The sequence below is a fragment of the Achromobacter sp. 1011811831 genome (assembly GCF_059760905.1).
The window spans coordinates 91,388-107,016 of sequence record NZ_JCBANG010000001.1 but is presented as its reverse complement, the minus strand read 5'-3'; the positions used below and the strand labels follow the sequence as shown (position 1 = coordinate 107,016).

Sequence of the window (15,629 nt, the reverse complement as noted above, 5' to 3'; positions counted from 1 at the left end):
CGCAGCTGCGCCCCCTTGAGGGGGGAGCGCGCAGCGCTTCGGGGGTGGGCTTCATCCTTTATGGGGAAAAGCGGTAGCCGATGCCCCAGACCGTCTGTATCCAGCGCGGCTGCTTGGGATCGGTCTCGATCACGCGACGCAGCCGCAGGATGGCGATGTCGATGGCCCGGTCGTTGCGCTCGCCGCCATCGTCGTCGCGCGCCAGCGCCAGCAGGCGCTCGCGCGACAATGGCTTGCCGGCGTTGCGCACCAGCGCCTCGAGCAGGTTGATTTCGCCGCCGGTCAGCTTGACCACCACCTGCTCGCGCGACAGCTGGCGGGTGGCGGGATCGAACACGAAGGGGCCGAAAGCGACTGGCGCATCCTTGGTCAATGCGGACGGACCGCGCTTGCGGCGCAGCACGGCCTCGATGCGCGCCAGCAATTCGCGCGGATCGAAGGGCTTGCCGACATAATCATCGGCGCCGGCCTCCAGGCCGATGATCCGGTCCACCGCCTCGTCGCGCGCGGTCAGCAGGATGACGGGGATGTCTTCGCCCTGCTCGCGCAGCCGGCGGCAGGCGTCGGCGCCGTCGCCGCCGGGCAGCATCCGGTCCAGGACCAGCAGGTCGGGCGCATAACGGGTGATGCGATTGGCCAGGTCGCTGGCGTCCGGCGCCAGCAAGGTGTCGTAGCCGTGCCGGTTCAGGTAATCGGCCAGCAATTGCCGCAACGCCGGATCGTCATCGACAACCAGCAATTTGGTGTGGGGATTTTCCATGGATGCCATAGTGGGCCGCTCCGCGCCCGGCCGCAAGAGCCAGGAAATCATCTGAAATATACCTGTTGCACGACGTTTGCCGAATTTACCCGTCCTTTCCATGCGCGGGCGGCGCCGGACGGACCAGCCTCGTCGCGGACGTAAAATAGCTCCCGCTTGCAGCCGCTGGTCCGGTTTTCTAAGAATCGTTTACAGATATGGCGGCGCGCATTTTCTACACTGCATGTCTATGGCCGTTCCCGCATCCTGGCGCGGGCGGCTGTCGTGTGTCGCGCTGACGGCGGCTTGCGCCTGCCCGCTGGCGCCGGCCGTCGGCGGTCCGCTCGAAGCGCCTTCAACCTATCCGCCCTACGCCGGCGCCCCGCAATATGCCGCCCGCGGCATCGGCGCGTTGTCGCCCGTGCAGACAGTGCCGGTGCGTCCGGCTCCGTCCTTCGACAACCGCGCCGTGCCGCTGGATCCCACGCCCTGCGACCTGCAGCCGGCCGAGCCCGGCCAGGACAGCGCCGTCCAGGCGCCCCCCGCCCCGGCCCCGGCGGAAGACGGCGCCGCGATCCCCGGCCTGGGCGCGTCCCTGTCCGGCAACAGCAGCGGCGACGCCGCGCCCCCTGCCGCCCCGCTGGGCTGCGGCCATGAGGCGCCGCCCGAACCACCGCCGGAATATGCGCTGGACCTGGAAAGCGCCGACATCCCCCGCGGCCCGGTGATGGTGTACTCCGGTGTCTCGCGGCGCTCGCGCGCCTGGTTTTCCTCGGTCGGCGGACAGGGCGGACTGCGCTATGGCGACCAGAACTGGACCTACCGCGACACCAGCGGCCCGGCCGTGGCGGTCGGCAACCTGAGTACCAACGCCCCGTCCTGGGGCAGCGCGGCGCCGGTCGGCGGCCTGCAGATCTCGAACTGGACCGGCTCGGGCGCCGCCTTGCCGGAAGGCCGCTTCGGCTACTCCTCGTCGGTCGGCCGGCTCAACCGCATGGCCCCCGGCGCCAGCTCCGGCGCCGTCGACTACGGCGCCTCGGTGGGCAGCGGCACGGTGCGCTACGGCCTGACGCCGGCGCTCACGGTCGAGGGCCAGATGCAGAGCGCGCCCACCCTCACCACCCGCGGCATGGGCACCACCTACCAGGCCGGCGACTACGGCACGATCCAGGCCGGCGCCACGCAAAGCTCCTTCGACGCCATCAACGCCTGGCGCTACCGCTTCGGCTACAACGTCGACGTGTCCGAGAACCTGAACCTGGGCTATACCAACGAACAGATCGGCGCCGGCTTCGGCGACCTGTCCAGTTACGGCGGCGGCGGCGTGGGCACCGCGCAGACCCGCAACACGCTGTCCGCCGGCGTGCCCATCCATGGCTGGGGCACGCTCAGCGGCACCTATTCCGGCTTGCGCGAAGGCACCACGCTGTCATCGCAGCGCGTCGGCCTGGCGCACAGCATGTTCGTGGCGCCGACCGTGAAGCTGGCGGTGGGAGCGGACCGCGACATCCTTACCGGCAATTACGAATGGCGCGCCAACCTGAGCATGCCGGTGGAGACCTTCATGCGCGGCACCTGGCTGCAGTGGTAGCCCCGGCCTCGCGGCGGACGGAAAAGTCACCCCCGGCGGCCGCCCGCCGGATTGGGGCTTAAAATCCCGGCCATGATGCTTCCGGCCTACCCCCATGTCTGACGCGCGCGCCCTTGAAATCCTGCAGCGCGTCTTCGGTTACGAATCCTTCCGCGGCGACCAGCAAGCCATCGTCGACCAGGTGATCGGCGGCGGCGACGCGCTCGTGCTCATGCCCACGGGCGGCGGCAAGTCGCTGTGCTACCAGATCCCCTCGCTGGTGCGCGAAGGCACCGGCATCGTCGTGTCGCCGCTGATCGCGCTGATGCAGGACCAGGTCGACGCGCTGACCGAACTCGGCGTGCGCGCCGCGTTCCTGAACTCGACCCAGGAATGGCAGGTCGCCCGCGACGTGGAGCGGGCCTTCCTGGCGGGCGAGCTGGACCTGCTGTACGTGGCGCCGGAACGCCTCTTGACCGACCGCTGCCTGCAGCTGCTGGAACGCGGCCGCATCGCGCTGTTCGCCATCGACGAAGCGCACTGCGTATCCCAATGGGGCCATGACTTCCGGCCGGAATACCTGGGCCTGTCCATGCTGCACGAGCGCTGGCCCGACGTGCCGCGCATCGCGCTGACGGCCACCGCCACCGCGGCCACTCGAAGCGAAATCGCGCAGCGCCTGTCGCTGGACGAGGCGCGCCATTTCGTCTCCAGCTTCGACCGCCCCAACATCCGCTACCGCATCGTCGAGAAGAACGAGGTGCGCAAGCAGCTGCTGGACATGATCCAGAACGAACACGAAGGCGAATCGGGCGTGGTCTATTGCCTGTCGCGCGCCCGGGTCGAGGAAACCGCCGAATTCCTGTGCAACCAGGGCATCGACGCCATGCCCTACCACGCCGGCCTGAGCGCCCAGGTGCGCGCCACCAACCAGTCGCGCTTCCTGCGCGAGGACGGCGTGGTCATGGTGGCCACCATCGCCTTCGGCATGGGCATCGACAAGCCCGACGTGCGCTTCGTGGCCCACATCGACCTGCCCAAGTCGGTCGAAGGCTACTACCAGGAAACCGGCCGAGCCGGCCGCGACGGCCTGCCCGCCACGGCCTGGCTGGCCTACGGCCTGCAGGACGTGGTGCAGCAGCGCCGCATGATCGACGAATCGCCCGGCGAGGAAGCCTATCGCCGACGCCTGGGCCAGCAGCTCGACGCCATGCTGGGCCTGTGCGAGACGGTCGAATGCCGCCGCGTGCGGCTGCTGGCCTACTTCGGCCAGAACATCAGCGCCTGCGGCAACTGCGACGTCTGCCTGGACCCGCCGCAGGCCTGGGATGGCACGGTGGCGGCGCAGAAAGTGCTGTCGGCCGTGTATCGGCTATGGAAGGAACGCGGCCAGCGCTACGGCGCCGGCCACATCATCGATATCCTGCGCGGCAAGTCCACCGAGCGCACCAAGCAGCACGGCCACGAGACGCTGAGCGTCTTCGGCGTCGGCGCCGACCTGAGCGACACCGCCTGGCGCGGCGTGCTGCGCCAGCTGCTGGCGCAGGGCCTGCTGACCGTGGACAACGAGGGTTACGGCACGCTGGCGCTGACCGAAGGCAGCCGCGCCGTGCTCAAGGGCGAGCACCAGCTCATGCTGCGTCGCGAATCCGAAAAGAAGGGCCGCGCAAGCAAGACCGGCAGCGGGCGCGTCAAGGCCGCCACCGTGGACCTGCCGCCGGAGCTGCAACCGCTGTTCGAGGCGCTGCGCGCCTGGCGCGGCGAAGTGGCCAAGAGCCACGGTGTGCCGGCCTACGTCATCTTCCACGACGCCACGCTGCGCGAGATCGCGCTGGCTCAGCCCGAGACGCTGGACGCGCTCAGCCACATCAGCGGCGTGGGCGCGCGCAAGCTCGAAGCCTACGGCGAGGAAATCCTGCAGCGGGTGGCGCGCCCCATCGTCTGAGGCCGTCAAAACGCAAGCGCGGCGCCTGGGCGCCGCGCTGTGCATGTCGCGCGGCAAGCGCCGCGCGCAGGTTTCGCGCCCCGGGTCAGGGCGACGGCGGCGGCAGCAGCGGCACGGGCGGCCGCTCCTTGCCGAACACCGAGCGGTACGCCAGGATGTTGAACACCAGCACCACCGGAATCCCGATCACCGCGCCCGCCATGACCAGCCGCATCGAACCCAGCGCGCCGGCGCCGTCCCACAGCGTCATGTCGTCCAGGATCAGGTAGGGGAACAGGCTGTAGGCCAGCCCGCACAGCATCAGCAGGAACAGCGCCACGCACAGCACGAAGGGCAGCCAGCTGAAACGGTCGGCCTGCCCCGGCAGGCGCGCCAGCAGCATTTCGGCCGCGACGAAGCCGCCCAGCATCAGCACCCAGACCGTGGCCGCGAGGCTCAGATGGGCGATGTTGCTCCACTTGTAGAAGATGCCCGCGTTGGCCAGGCCCAGCGTCACCGCGATCGCCACCATGCCCACGGCCGTCCAGCGGATGGCGTGGCGGGCCCAGTTCGCGGCCCGGCGCTGCAGGTCGCCATCGACCCGCATCACCAGCCACGACGCGCCCAGCAGCACATAGGCCGCCACCGCGCACAGGCCCACGAACAGCGCGAACCAGCCATAGCCGGCGTCGGACTGATAGCCCGTGGCGATGCGGCCCAGCAGCATGCCCTGGCCAAAGGCCGTCATCAGCGACCCTGCCCAGAAGGCGAAGATCCAGCGCGGCTTGTGTTCGTTGCGGGCGCGGATGCGGAACTCGAACGCCACGCTGCGCAGCACCACGCCCAGCACCATGAAGGTCAGCGGGCCATACAGCTTGCCCAGCACCGCGCCCCAGGCAAAGGGAAAGGCCGAGGCGAACAGGCCCATGCCCAGCAGCAGCCAGAACTCGTTGGCGTCGCGCCAGGGGCTGAGCAGGCTCATCATGCGGCCGCGCTCTTCGGCCGGCGCCAGTTGCAGCAGGATGCCCACGCCCAGGTCGAAGCCGTCCAGCACCACGCCGGCGGCGATCACCACGAACAGCAGCGCCATGAAGGCCAGCGGCATCCAGAACGAGGGATCGTCGGGATTGAGTCCTTGCGAAGCGGCCAGCATCGCGATCATTGCGCACCTCCGCCCAGTTTGCGCACCGGCACCACGCCGTAGCGCGCCGCGTGGAACAGCATGCCGGCGAACGCGGCCAGCAACAGCGCGTACAGCAGGCCGTAGCCGATCAGGCCGTACAGCACCGCGCCGGACGAGGCCGTGCCCAGCACCTCCGTCTGCGTGATGGTGCCGTTCACCACGAAGGGCTGCAGGCCGATGATCGACACCCACCAGCCCGCCACCACCGCGATGCCGCCCGAGAACATCATGCCGCACAGCGTCCGCAGCCACCCGCGCGGCAGGCTGGACGGATCCAGCCCGCGCCGCCAGGTCCACATCAGCGTGACGCAGGACGCGGCCAGCATCAGCAGTCCCAGCCCGACCGCCACGCGCAGCGACCAGAAGGTCAGCGCCACGGGCGGCAGCATGCCGGAATACTTGTCCAGTCCTTGGAAGGAGCCGTCGTCGTTGCGATGCAGCCAGCGGCCGCCGGCATTGGAGATGGCCAGTTCGGCCTGGTTCTGGTGCGACAGCGCATCCGGCCAGGCGAACAGCACCAGGCCGGGCTTGGCGCCGCTTTCCCAGTAGCCCGCCGCGGCGGCGGCCTTGGCCGGCTGGTACTTGGCCATCACCTGCGCCGCGCCCACGGCCGCGGGCCCTTGCAGCAAGGCGGCGGCGGCGGCGATGACCAGCGCGGCCTTGAAGGCGCAGCGCTCGCCGTCGCCCAGCGGCCGGCGCAGCGCCTGCAGCGCCGTCACGCCGATGATCAGGAACGCGGCCGCCAGGGCCGAGCCCAGCGCCACCTGCGCCATGCGCCAGCCGATCGACGGATTGAACACCACGGCCGACCAGTCGTAGACCTGGTAGCGGCCATCCACCAGCAGCGCGCCGTCGGGCGTCTGCATCCACGATTGCAGGGCCAGCACCCAGAACACCGCCACCATCTGGCCCACCGCCACCATCAGCACCGCCAGCGTATGGGCGCCGTCGGACACGCGGCGCTGGCCGAACAGCATGACGCCCAGGAAGCAGGACTTGAGGATGAAGACGGACAGGATGCCGTAGCCCAGCAACGGACCGGCCACGTTGCCGATCTTGTCCATCAGGCCCGCCCACAGGCTGCCGAGCTGGATCAGCACCGGCACGCTGGCCGCCAGCGTCAGCACGAAGGACAGGGCGAAGATGCGAACCCAGAAGCGATAGGCGGCGGTCCAGCCGCCGTTGCCGCTCATGCGGGCGCGCAGCTTGAAGAACAGCAGGATCCAGGCCAGCGCCAGGGCGACGGACAGGAACAGCGCCAGGAAACTCAGACTGGTCACGAACTGCGCACGGGCCAGTGATAGAGTGGATATATCCATGATGCCAACAGGGTAGACAGGCCCATAAGTGTAGAGCCTGTCCCCGGAAGATGGGAGCCATTTGCAACCCGGCTTGACCAGCCCCCGGAGGCCCTCCTTGCGGATCATGGCAAAATTGACGCTTTGTCGCCGCTTTTTCCTATTCTTTCAAGAATGACTTCCGCCCCGACGCCGCCTTCCTCGCCGACTCCGGCCGCCGCCGCCCCCGCGGCCGCGTCCAATTTCCTGCTGAACATCGTCACGGACGATCTCCAGGCCAACCGCTACCAGGACAAGCGCTGGGCGGGCAAGCCCGGCCCGGCGGCGGTACAGCAGCAGGGTCAGCCCGACCCGGCCCGGATCCGCACGCGCTTCCCGCCGGAGCCCAACGGCTACCTGCACATCGGCCACGCCAAGAGCATCTGCGTGAACTTCGGCCTGGCGCGCGACTTCGGCGGCGTCTGCCACCTGCGCTTCGACGACACCAATCCCGAGAAGGAAGACCAGGAGTACGTCGACGCCATCATCGAGGCCGTGCACTGGCTGGGCTTCGACTGGAAGGCCGACGGCAACGACAACCTGTATTTCGCCAGCGACTACTTCGGCTACATGTACGAGTTCGCCGAAGCGCTGATCGAAGCCGGCCACGCCTACGTGGACGCGCAGAGCGCCGACGAAATCCGCGCCAACCGCGGCACGCTGACCGAGCCGGGCATCAACTCGCCCTGGCGCGACCGCCCCGCCGCCGAATCGCTGGCGCTGCTGCGCGAGATGCGCGATGGCAAGCATCCCGACGGCAGCCTGGTGCTGCGCGCCAAGATCAACATGGCCTCGCCCAACATCAACCTGCGCGACCCGGTCATGTACCGCGTGCGCCACGCCCATCACCACCGCACCGGCGACAAGTGGTGCATCTACCCGATGTACAGCTGGGCCCACCCGGTCGAGGACGCGCTCGAAGGCATCACGCACAGCGTCTGCACGCTGGAATTCGAAGACCAGCGCCCGTTCTACGACTGGATCCTGGCGCGCCTGGCCGAACTGGGCAAGCTGGCGCGGCCGCTGCCGCGCCAGTACGAATTCGCCCGCCTGAACCTGAGCTACATCGTCACCAGCAAGCGCAAGCTGCTGCAGTTGGTGCGCGAAGGCCATGTCGACGGCTGGGACGATCCCCGCATGCCCACCATCTTCGGCCTGCGCCGCCGCGGCTACACCGCGTCGTCGATCCGCCTGTTCTGCGACCGCACCGCCGTGTCCAAGTCCGACTCGCGCATCGACTACAGCCTGCTGGAGCAGGCCGTGCGCGACGACCTGGATCCGGTGGCCGCGCGCTCGGTGGCGGTGCTGGACCCGCTCAAGCTGGTCATCACCAACTACCCCGAGGGCCAGAGCGAAACCTGCACGGCGCCGCGCAATCCGCACGACCCCGAGGCCGGCCATCGCGAATTCCCGCTGACGCGCGAACTCTGGATCGAGCGCGACGACTTCCGCGAGGAAGCGCCGAAGAAGTACTTCCGCCTGTTCCCCGGCAACACCGTGCGCCTGAAATACGGCTATGTGGTGCGCTGCACCGGCTTCACCAAGAACGAGGCCGGCGAGGTCGTGGAAGTCCAGGCCGAATACCTGCCGGACACCAAGAGCGGCACACCAGGCGCCGACAGCGTCAAGGTCAAGGGCAACATCACCTGGGTCAGCGCCGCGCATGCCGTGCCCGCGCAGATCCATCTGTATGACCGCCTGTTCGCCGACCCGCGTCCGGACGGCGGCGACAAGGATTTCCTGACCTGCCTGAACCCGAACTCCAAGCAGACCGTCACGGCCTGGCTGGAACCGGGCACCGTGGCGACGCCGGGCGCGACCTGGCAGTTCGAGCGCCTGGGTTACTTCACGGCGGACCTGAAGGAATCGACGGCGGAAAACCCCGTCCTGAACCGCGTAGTCACCCTGCGCGACTCGTGGGTGCAAGGCTGATTCCGGTTGCTTCGGCCAAAGGGCGCCTCCGGGCGCCCTTTTTGCATCTCCGAGGCTCGACCGGGCCGTCGAGGCAAGCGTCCGGGCCGGCAGAAAAAGGCGGAAAACACCCCGATTTCCCCTGAGCCAAACCGGAAGAAACCGCCCCCGGCGGGTTATCATGCCCGACATCCGCGCGCCGGCGGAACGGGCCCTTTTTCCCGTGCCCGGCCGCCGTCCCACACCAAGATGAACACTGAATCCCTAGCCCTGGACTTCAAGAGCGCCACCCTGTATGCGATCCGGGTGGTCCTGCACAGCGCCGATCCCGAGCGCCTGAGCGCCGCGCTGGCCAAGCGCATGGCCGACGCCGGCAGCTTCTTCGAGAACGAACCCGTGGTGGTCGACGCCAGCCGCGTCGAGGAAGCCATCGACTGGCCGGCGCTGATCGCCGCGCTGCGCGGCCACAACCTGCCGCCCATCGGCGTGGTGGCCGAAGGCGCCAACCTGGAAGCGGCCCGCAAGGCGGGCCTGACACCCGTGGAACTGTCCACGCCGGCCCCGCGTCCCGCCCAGGCGGTGGACATGGCCCCGGCCAATGACGTCTCCACGCCAGTGCCCTCGATCCAGGCCGCCGCCGTGACGACCGCGACCGCGCCCAGCGACACCGCCGAACCCGCGCCCGCCGGCAAGGCCGCGCCCTCGCCCAACCCCATGCCGGAACGCGAGGCCGCCAGCGCCACCTCGGCGCCTGCCCCGACCGCCTTCGCGCCGCACTCCTCGTCGGCGCTGGTCATCACCAAGCCGCTGCGCTCCGGCCAGCGCGTCTATGCGCGCCACACCGACCTGGTGGTCATCGGCATGGTCAGCCAGGGCGCCGAGGTCATCGCCGACGGCAACGTGCATGTGTACGGCCCGCTGCGCGGCAAGGCCATGGCGGGCGCGCGCGGCGATGCCACGGCCCGCATCTTCACCACGCACCTGGACGCCGAGCTGCTGGCCGTGGCCGGCGTGTATCGCGTGGTCGAGGACAAGCTCGACCGCTCGCTGCACAACCAGCCGGCGCTGATCCGGCTGGACGGCGACACGCTGCGCATCGAGGCCCTGAAGGCCTGACGCAACACCCGATTCGCGCAAGAGCGCAAATCAACTACACACATTCTGTAAGAAGCCTTACACGGGCTTTTTGCTTTACGATAACGCGATTTATTCGAACATAAGGGTTTGATCGTCATGACACGCATCGTTGTGGTGACTTCCGGCAAAGGCGGCGTGGGCAAGACCACGACCAGCGCCAGTTTTTCCGCGGGACTCGCGATGCGGGGCCACAAGACCGCTGTCATCGACTTCGACGTCGGCCTGCGTAACCTGGATCTCATCATGGGTTGCGAACGGCGCGTGGTGTACGACTTCGTCAACGTGATCCAGGGCGAAGCCACGCTGAACCAGGCCCTGATCAAGGACAAGCAGCTCGAGAACCTGTTCATCCTGCCGGCGTCGCAGACCCGCGACAAGGACGCGCTGACCCAGGAAGGCGTGGAAAAGGTCATCAACGACCTGAAGGAAATGGGCTTCGAATACATCGTCTGCGATTCGCCTGCCGGCATCGAGACCGGCGCGCTGATGGCCGCCTACTTCGCCGATGATGCCATCGTCGTGACCAACCCCGAAGTCTCGTCCGTGCGCGACTCCGACCGCATCCTGGGCATCCTGGCCGCCAAGTCCAAGCGCGCCGTGGAAGGCAACGAGCCGGTCAAGGAATTCCTGCTGCTCACGCGCTACAACCCCAAGCGCGTGGTCGACGGCGAGATGCTGTCGCTGACCGACATCGAGGACATCCTGCGCATCAAGCTGATCGGCGTGATTCCCGAATCCGAAGCCGTGCTGCAGGCGTCCAACCAGGGCCTGCCGGCCATCCACCTGAAAGACACCGACGTGTCCGAAGCCTACAAGGACGTCGTCGCCCGCTATCTGGGCGAAGACAAGGCCCTGCGCTTCACCGACTACGAAAAGCCCGGTTTCCTGAAACGCCTGTTCGGAGGCAAGTAAGCAATGTCCTTCCTGTCGTTTCTGCTCGGTCAAAAGAAAACGTCCGCCTCCGTCGCCAAGGAGCGGCTGCAGATCATCCTGGCCCACGAGCGGGGCCGCGGCGATTCGCCCGACTACCTGCCGCAGCTGCAGCAGGAACTCATCGCCGTGATCTCCAAGTACGTCAAGATCAACCCCGAAGACATCAAGGTGCACCTGGAACGCCAGGACACGCTGGAAGTCCTGGAAGTGAAGATCGAGATGCCGCAAAGCGAGACCTCGAGCCCCAACGCCTGACGCCCGCCGGCGGGATCGCAAGTTCCCGCCCGCGCGCAGCGGAGCGCGGCCGCCACGCGGCGGCCGGCCAAAGAAAAACGCCCGGCATCGCCGGGCGTTTTTTCATGGGTGGCCGGAATGCGGCCGCCGCGTCAGCGACGCTTGCCGACCTGGTCGCCGATCACGCCGCCGATGGCCGCGCCGCCGACCGTGCCGAGGATGCCGCCGTTGGTGATCACCGCGCCGGCCACGCCGCCCAACGCGGCGCCGCCCACGGTGCTTTTCTGGCGATGGCTCATGCTGTCCCACGACGAGCAGCCCGCCATGGTGACAGCCAGCGCGGTCGCCGCGCAGATCTTGGTGATGGATGCGATTTTCATGATGGGACTCCTGTTCTTGTTCCCGGAAAAGCGCCGGATCCTGCGTGTTGCGAGCGCGCGCTTCCCTCTTGGGTTGGAGCCTTCAGGATCGCAAAATATTCGCCTGCGCGCTGTGAGGTTTGCCCAGGAATTGTGTCAAACAGCGAGATAATCTTTGCGTTCCCTGGGGACAATGTTGCAGCTGGGGCCGCTATTTGACCAGACGTAACACGTCGCGGAAGCGCGGGTGCTCGCAGGTTTCCATCCACTCGAAAATCGCCATTTCGGTGGTGACGATATCCGCGCCATGGGCCCGCGCGCGGCGCAGCGCCGCATGATGGTCGGACGGCTTGCGCGAGCCCGCCGCATCGGACACCAGCACGGCGCGATAGCCCAGTTCGGTCAGCCCGATCACGGTCTGCAGCACGCAGATGTGCGCCTCGCAGCCGGTCACCAGCACGGTCTTGCGCGCGGCCGGCAGCCAGCCCTCGAAGCCCGGCTCGCGCGCCGACGAGAAGTGCATTTTCTGGAAGGTCGATTGCACCAGTTCGGCCAGCGGCGCCACGGTGACGCCCAGCATCTTGCTGTGATGCTCGGTGGCGACCACCGGCACCTCCAGCAGCCGCGCGGCCTGGGCCAGCTTGACGTTGGCCGCCAACACCGCATCGCCGTCGTGGATCACCGGCATCAGGCGGCCCTGCATGTCGACGATGAGCAGCGTGGAATCGGAGGCGGGCAGCAGCATGGGGGGATCTCCAGGAAAGCGGGCGCGGCATCAATGGTGCGGCGGGCACAGCGCGCTTGGTTCAATGATATCGCGGCGGCTCGACGGCCAAGTCCAGCGCATGAGCAAGCGCCTGCAAGCGCCTGTCCTTGGTCCATAGTGCGGCGCCCGGTGTCAGCCGAGTGGAGGCTAGTAAGTGCAAATCGACATAGCCGATGCCCTTGCCGAACATTCGTTCCGCATGGAGAAAGTGCATGACTTCGTCGTGGCTGGCCCTTACGACTTGCGGCAACAGCGTCATCGCGCCGAGCACGAGGTCGCGTCGTCCAAGCGAACCAAGCGCCAATTCACCCATGATGAATGGATGCATCAAGACACTCTCGTCTTCCAGCAAACGCGCCAATCGCGACTCGCCTTCGGCCAGATGATCTATCCAGATCGAGGTATCAACCAAGATCATCGCTAGCTTCCGCTTGTCGACGCGGAATGGCTTTCAATTTGGGCGAACTACCGCCCAGTTTTGCCAGGCGCTTGGAGGCCTCCCTTTGGACAAGCTGCGTCAATGCTCGCTGCATGAGCGCGGACGTTTCCTGAATTCCCGTATAGGTGCGGGCCAATTCGAGCAGGTCGTCATCCAGGGTCACGGTGGTGCGCATACCTGTCTCCCCTCGAAAAAGTAGTGAACATAAGGCAGCATCAAATGATGCCATTTTTGATTCTAGCATTCGAAAAAAATCCCGGCGCGAATCGGCCGGGATTTTAGGACTGTATTACCAGAACGCCTTACTTCAGCGCCTTGTACCGCAGGCGCTTGGGCTTGGCGCCCTCGTCGCCCAGGCGGCGCTTCTTGTCGGCTTCATATTCCTGGTAGTTGCCGTCGAAGAACACGACTTGCGAGTCGCCTTCGAACGCCAGGATGTGCGTGGCGATGCGGTCCAGGAACCAGCGATCGTGGCTGATGACCATGACGCTGCCGGGGAACTCCAGCAGCGCGTCTTCCAGCGCGCGCAGCGTTTCGACGTCCAGGTCGTTGGACGGTTCGTCCAGCAGCAGCACGTTGCCGCCGGCGATCAGCGTCTTGGCCATGTGCAGGCGGCCGCGTTCGCCGCCGGACAGCTGGCCCACGACCTTGTTCTGGTCGCCGCCCTTGAAGTTGAAGCGGCCCAGGTAGGCGCGCGAGGACATCTCGAACTTGCCCACCGTCAGCAGGTCGGCGCCGTCGGCCACGGCGTCAAACACGGTCTTCTTGTCTTCCAGCGCGTCGCGCGACTGGTCGACGTAAGCCAGCTTGACGGTCTGGCCGATCTTGACCTCGCCCGAATCCGGCTGCTCGCGGCCCGCGATCATGCGGAACAGCGTCGATTTACCAGCGCCGTTGGCGCCGATGATGCCGACAATGGCGCCCGGCGGAATCTTGAAGCTGAGATTGTCGATCAGCAGGCGATCGCCATAGGCCTTGCTGACGTTGTTGAATTCGATGACCTCGTTGCCCAGGCGCTCGCCCACCGGAATGAAGATTTCCTGGGTTTCGTTGCGCTTCTGGTATTCGTAGGACGACAGTTCCTCGAAGCGGGCCAGGCGCGCCTTGGCCTTGGCCTGGCGGCCCTTCGGGTTCTGGCGCACCCACTCCAGTTCCTTCTTGATGGTCTTCTGCCGGGCCGACTCGGAGGCCTCTTCCTGCTTGAGGCGGTCTTCCTTCTGCTCCAGCCAGGAGCTGTAGTTGCCCTTCCACGGAATGCCGTAGCCGCGGTCCAGTTCCAGGATCCATTCTGCGGCGTTGTCCAGGAAGTAGCGATCGTGGGTCACGCCCACCACGGTGCCGGGGAACTTGTGCAGGAACTGCTCCAGCCACTCCACGCTTTCGGCGTCCAGGTGGTTGGTGGGCTCGTCCAGCAGCAGCATGTCGGGCTTGGACAGCAGCAGGCGGCACAGCGCCACGCGGCGCTTCTCGCCGCCGGACAGCTTGCCGACGATGGCGTCCCAGGGCGGCAGGCGCAGCGCGTCGGCGGCGATTTCCATCTGGTGCTCGATGTCGTCGGCGCCGCTGGAGGCGGCGGCGGCGATGATGGCTTCAAGCTCGGCCTGCTCGGCGGCCAGCGCGTCGAAATCAGCGTCCGGCTCGGCATAGGCGGCATAGACCTCGTCCAGGCGCTTCTTGGCCGTGACCACCGCGCCCAGGCCTTCCTCGACGGCCTGGCGCACCGTGTGCTCGGGGTTGAGCTGCGGCTCCTGCGGCAGGTAGCCGATGTTCAGGCCCGGCATGGGGATGGCTTCGCCTTCGATCTCGCGGTCCACGCCCGCCATGATCTTCAGCAGCGTCGACTTGCCCGAGCCGTTCAGGCCCAGCACGCCGATCTTGGCGCCAGGAAAAAACGAAAGGGAGATGTCGCGCAGGATCTGCCGCTTCGGCGGCACGATCTTGCCGACGCGGTTCATGGTGTAGACGTATTGGGCCATGGGCTCGTATCGGATATGAGACTGGGAAACCGTCGATTGTAGGCCGGAACCCTTGCCGGCGCGCGACAGCGGCCGCGCGCCGTTGAGCGCGCCCGTCTCAGGACGATTTGCACAGGGACGGATCCTGCTCCGCCGCCTTGCGCCGCGCCTTCGCGGGCCGCCCCACGCGCATCTGCGCCAGCATCACGCCGGCCAGCGCCATGGCGCCGCCGACCAGGTGGAACAGGTGCGGCTTTTCGCCCAGGAAGGTGGCGGCGATCGCCACGGTGACCACCGGCATCACGTTCAGGAAGATGCTGGCGCGGTTCGGCCCCAGATGGCGCACGCCCTGGATCCACAGGAACGGCGCGAACAGCGACGGGAACACGCCGGCGTACAGCACCAGCGGCAGGTTGTCGGCATTGAGCGGCGACGGCGGCGCCAGCAGGAAGGTCGGCAGCAGGAACAGCGTGCCGAAGGCGATCTGCGCGTACAGCGATTGCCACGGCCCCAGCGGCAGCGCCCACAGCCGCAGCAGCACGCCATACAGCGCATAGGCCAGCGCCGCCACACCCATCAGCAGGTCGCCCGGATTGGCGCCCACCTGCAGCAGCCGGGCCGGGTCGCCCTCGCCGATCAGCAGCGACAGGCCGGCCAGCGACACCAGCCCGCCCAGCAGCGCCATCAGCGTGGGCCGCTCGCGCAGCACCAGCGCGCTGACCACGATGGTGAGCAACGGGATCATGGCGGTGATGATGCCCATGTTGGTGGCGGTGGTGGTCGACGCGGCCACATAGGCCAGCCCCTGGTACAGCGCCATCGCCAGGCCGCCCAGCACGGCCAGCTTCGGCCAGTGGCGCAGGATCTGGGCGCGCTGCGCCCAGGCGCCCGGCAAGGCGAAGGGCGTGAGCAGCGCGCCGGCCAGCGCCCAGCGGTAGAAGCCGATGGCGGCGGGCGCGATCAGGCCGGCGGACATCTTGGTGACGATCATGTTGACCGACCAGATCAGGGCCGCCAGCAGCGGGAAGAACAGGTAACGGGCGGGAGGATGGGAAACGGAAGCTTGCTGCATGATGCGCTCTTGCGGGAACGAGCGCTCAGTGTAGGACTTGTCTGACTCCAGGCATATAATGAATTTCAGA

Annotated in this window: 15 protein-coding genes; 6 read left to right on the top strand and 9 right to left on the bottom strand. The window is 67.4% G+C overall.

Translation table 11 applies throughout. From position 1 onward, the window contains the following. Positions 1 to 58 precede the first annotated feature (58 nt). Complete coding sequence (locus tag AC6LJ9_RS00310) at positions 59 to 760, bottom strand: response regulator (protein ID WP_103276329.1); 702 nt, start codon at positions 758 to 760, stop codon at positions 59 to 61. Between the two features lie 229 nt (positions 761 to 989). Between AC6LJ9_RS00310 and AC6LJ9_RS00305 the strand changes: the two genes are divergently transcribed. Together AC6LJ9_RS00305 and recQ are read left to right on the top strand one after the other, a co-directional pair. Continuing rightward, the gene (locus AC6LJ9_RS00305; RefSeq protein WP_498146052.1) at positions 990 to 2,330 is read left to right on the top strand and encodes a fimbrial protein; all 1,341 of its coding nucleotides are present in this window, start codon (positions 990 to 992) and stop codon (positions 2,328 to 2,330) included. Between the two features lie 94 nt (positions 2,331 to 2,424). Next, positions 2,425 to 4,254, top strand: coding sequence for a DNA helicase RecQ (gene recQ, locus AC6LJ9_RS00300; RefSeq protein ID WP_212319672.1), 1,830 nt, complete (start codon positions 2,425 to 2,427; stop codon positions 4,252 to 4,254). Positions 4,255 to 4,339: 85 nt separating this feature from the next. Here recQ and AC6LJ9_RS00295 read toward each other — a convergent pair whose 3' ends face one another. Together AC6LJ9_RS00295 and AC6LJ9_RS00290 are read right to left on the bottom strand one after the other, a co-directional pair. Beyond that, a complete protein-coding gene (locus AC6LJ9_RS00295) occupies positions 4,340 to 5,395 on the bottom strand; it encodes a cytochrome d ubiquinol oxidase subunit II (RefSeq protein ID WP_103272663.1) in 1,056 nt (351 codons plus the stop codon). Next, complete coding sequence (locus tag AC6LJ9_RS00290; protein ID WP_498146051.1) at positions 5,392 to 6,735, bottom strand: cytochrome ubiquinol oxidase subunit I; 1,344 nt, start codon at positions 6,733 to 6,735, stop codon at positions 5,392 to 5,394. The genes AC6LJ9_RS00295 and AC6LJ9_RS00290 overlap by 4 nt, the downstream gene beginning before the upstream one ends. A gap of 153 nt (positions 6,736 to 6,888) precedes the next feature. On the opposite strand from AC6LJ9_RS00290, the gene AC6LJ9_RS00285 reads away from it, so the two are divergent. From AC6LJ9_RS00285 to minE, 4 genes are all read left to right on the top strand, one after another. Further along, positions 6,889 to 8,685, top strand: coding sequence for a glutamine--tRNA ligase/YqeY domain fusion protein (locus AC6LJ9_RS00285; protein ID WP_498146050.1), 1,797 nt, complete (start codon positions 6,889 to 6,891; stop codon positions 8,683 to 8,685). A 228-nt stretch (positions 8,686 to 8,913) separates the two neighbouring features. Further along, complete coding sequence (minC, locus tag AC6LJ9_RS00280; RefSeq protein ID WP_498146049.1) at positions 8,914 to 9,780, top strand: septum site-determining protein MinC; 867 nt, start codon at positions 8,914 to 8,916, stop codon at positions 9,778 to 9,780. 117 nt (positions 9,781 to 9,897) lie between these two features. Further along, positions 9,898 to 10,713, top strand: a complete 816-nt coding sequence (minD, locus tag AC6LJ9_RS00275) for a septum site-determining protein MinD (protein WP_103272659.1) — start codon at positions 9,898 to 9,900, stop codon at positions 10,711 to 10,713. Between the two features lie 3 nt (positions 10,714 to 10,716). Further along, on the top strand, positions 10,717 to 10,989 hold the full coding sequence (gene minE, locus AC6LJ9_RS00270; RefSeq protein WP_212319664.1) for a cell division topological specificity factor MinE: 273 nt from the start codon (positions 10,717 to 10,719) through the stop codon (positions 10,987 to 10,989). Positions 10,990 to 11,120: 131 nt separating this feature from the next. Here minE and AC6LJ9_RS00265 read toward each other — a convergent pair whose 3' ends face one another. The 6 genes from AC6LJ9_RS00265 to AC6LJ9_RS00240 all read right to left on the bottom strand — a co-directional run bounded on the left by AC6LJ9_RS00265 (position 11,121) and on the right by AC6LJ9_RS00240 (position 15,559). Next, on the bottom strand, positions 11,121 to 11,348 hold the full coding sequence (locus AC6LJ9_RS00265; RefSeq protein WP_103272657.1) for a YMGG-like glycine zipper-containing protein: 228 nt from the start codon (positions 11,346 to 11,348) through the stop codon (positions 11,121 to 11,123). 190 nt (positions 11,349 to 11,538) lie between these two features. Further along, positions 11,539 to 12,072, bottom strand: coding sequence for an isochorismatase family protein (locus tag AC6LJ9_RS00260; protein WP_498146048.1), 534 nt, complete (start codon positions 12,070 to 12,072; stop codon positions 11,539 to 11,541). 61 nt (positions 12,073 to 12,133) lie between these two features. Continuing rightward, on the bottom strand, positions 12,134 to 12,511 hold the full coding sequence (locus AC6LJ9_RS00255; RefSeq protein WP_498146047.1) for a type II toxin-antitoxin system VapC family toxin: 378 nt from the start codon (positions 12,509 to 12,511) through the stop codon (positions 12,134 to 12,136). Beyond that, positions 12,498 to 12,707 (bottom strand): type II toxin-antitoxin system VapB family antitoxin, encoded by a 210-nt coding sequence (locus tag AC6LJ9_RS00250; protein ID WP_498146046.1) that lies wholly within the window; start codon positions 12,705 to 12,707, stop codon positions 12,498 to 12,500. The genes AC6LJ9_RS00255 and AC6LJ9_RS00250 overlap by 14 nt, the downstream gene beginning before the upstream one ends. A gap of 127 nt (positions 12,708 to 12,834) precedes the next feature. Then, positions 12,835 to 14,508: an energy-dependent translational throttle protein EttA gene (ettA, locus tag AC6LJ9_RS00245; RefSeq protein ID WP_103272655.1), complete on the bottom strand. Its 1,674-nt coding sequence runs from the start codon at positions 14,506 to 14,508 to the stop codon at positions 12,835 to 12,837. Between the two features lie 97 nt (positions 14,509 to 14,605). Next, positions 14,606 to 15,559 carry a DMT family transporter gene (locus AC6LJ9_RS00240; protein ID WP_103272654.1) on the bottom strand — a complete coding sequence of 318 codons (954 nt, stop codon included), beginning with the start codon at positions 15,557 to 15,559 and terminating at the stop codon, positions 14,606 to 14,608. Positions 15,560 to 15,629: the final 70 nt, after the last annotated feature.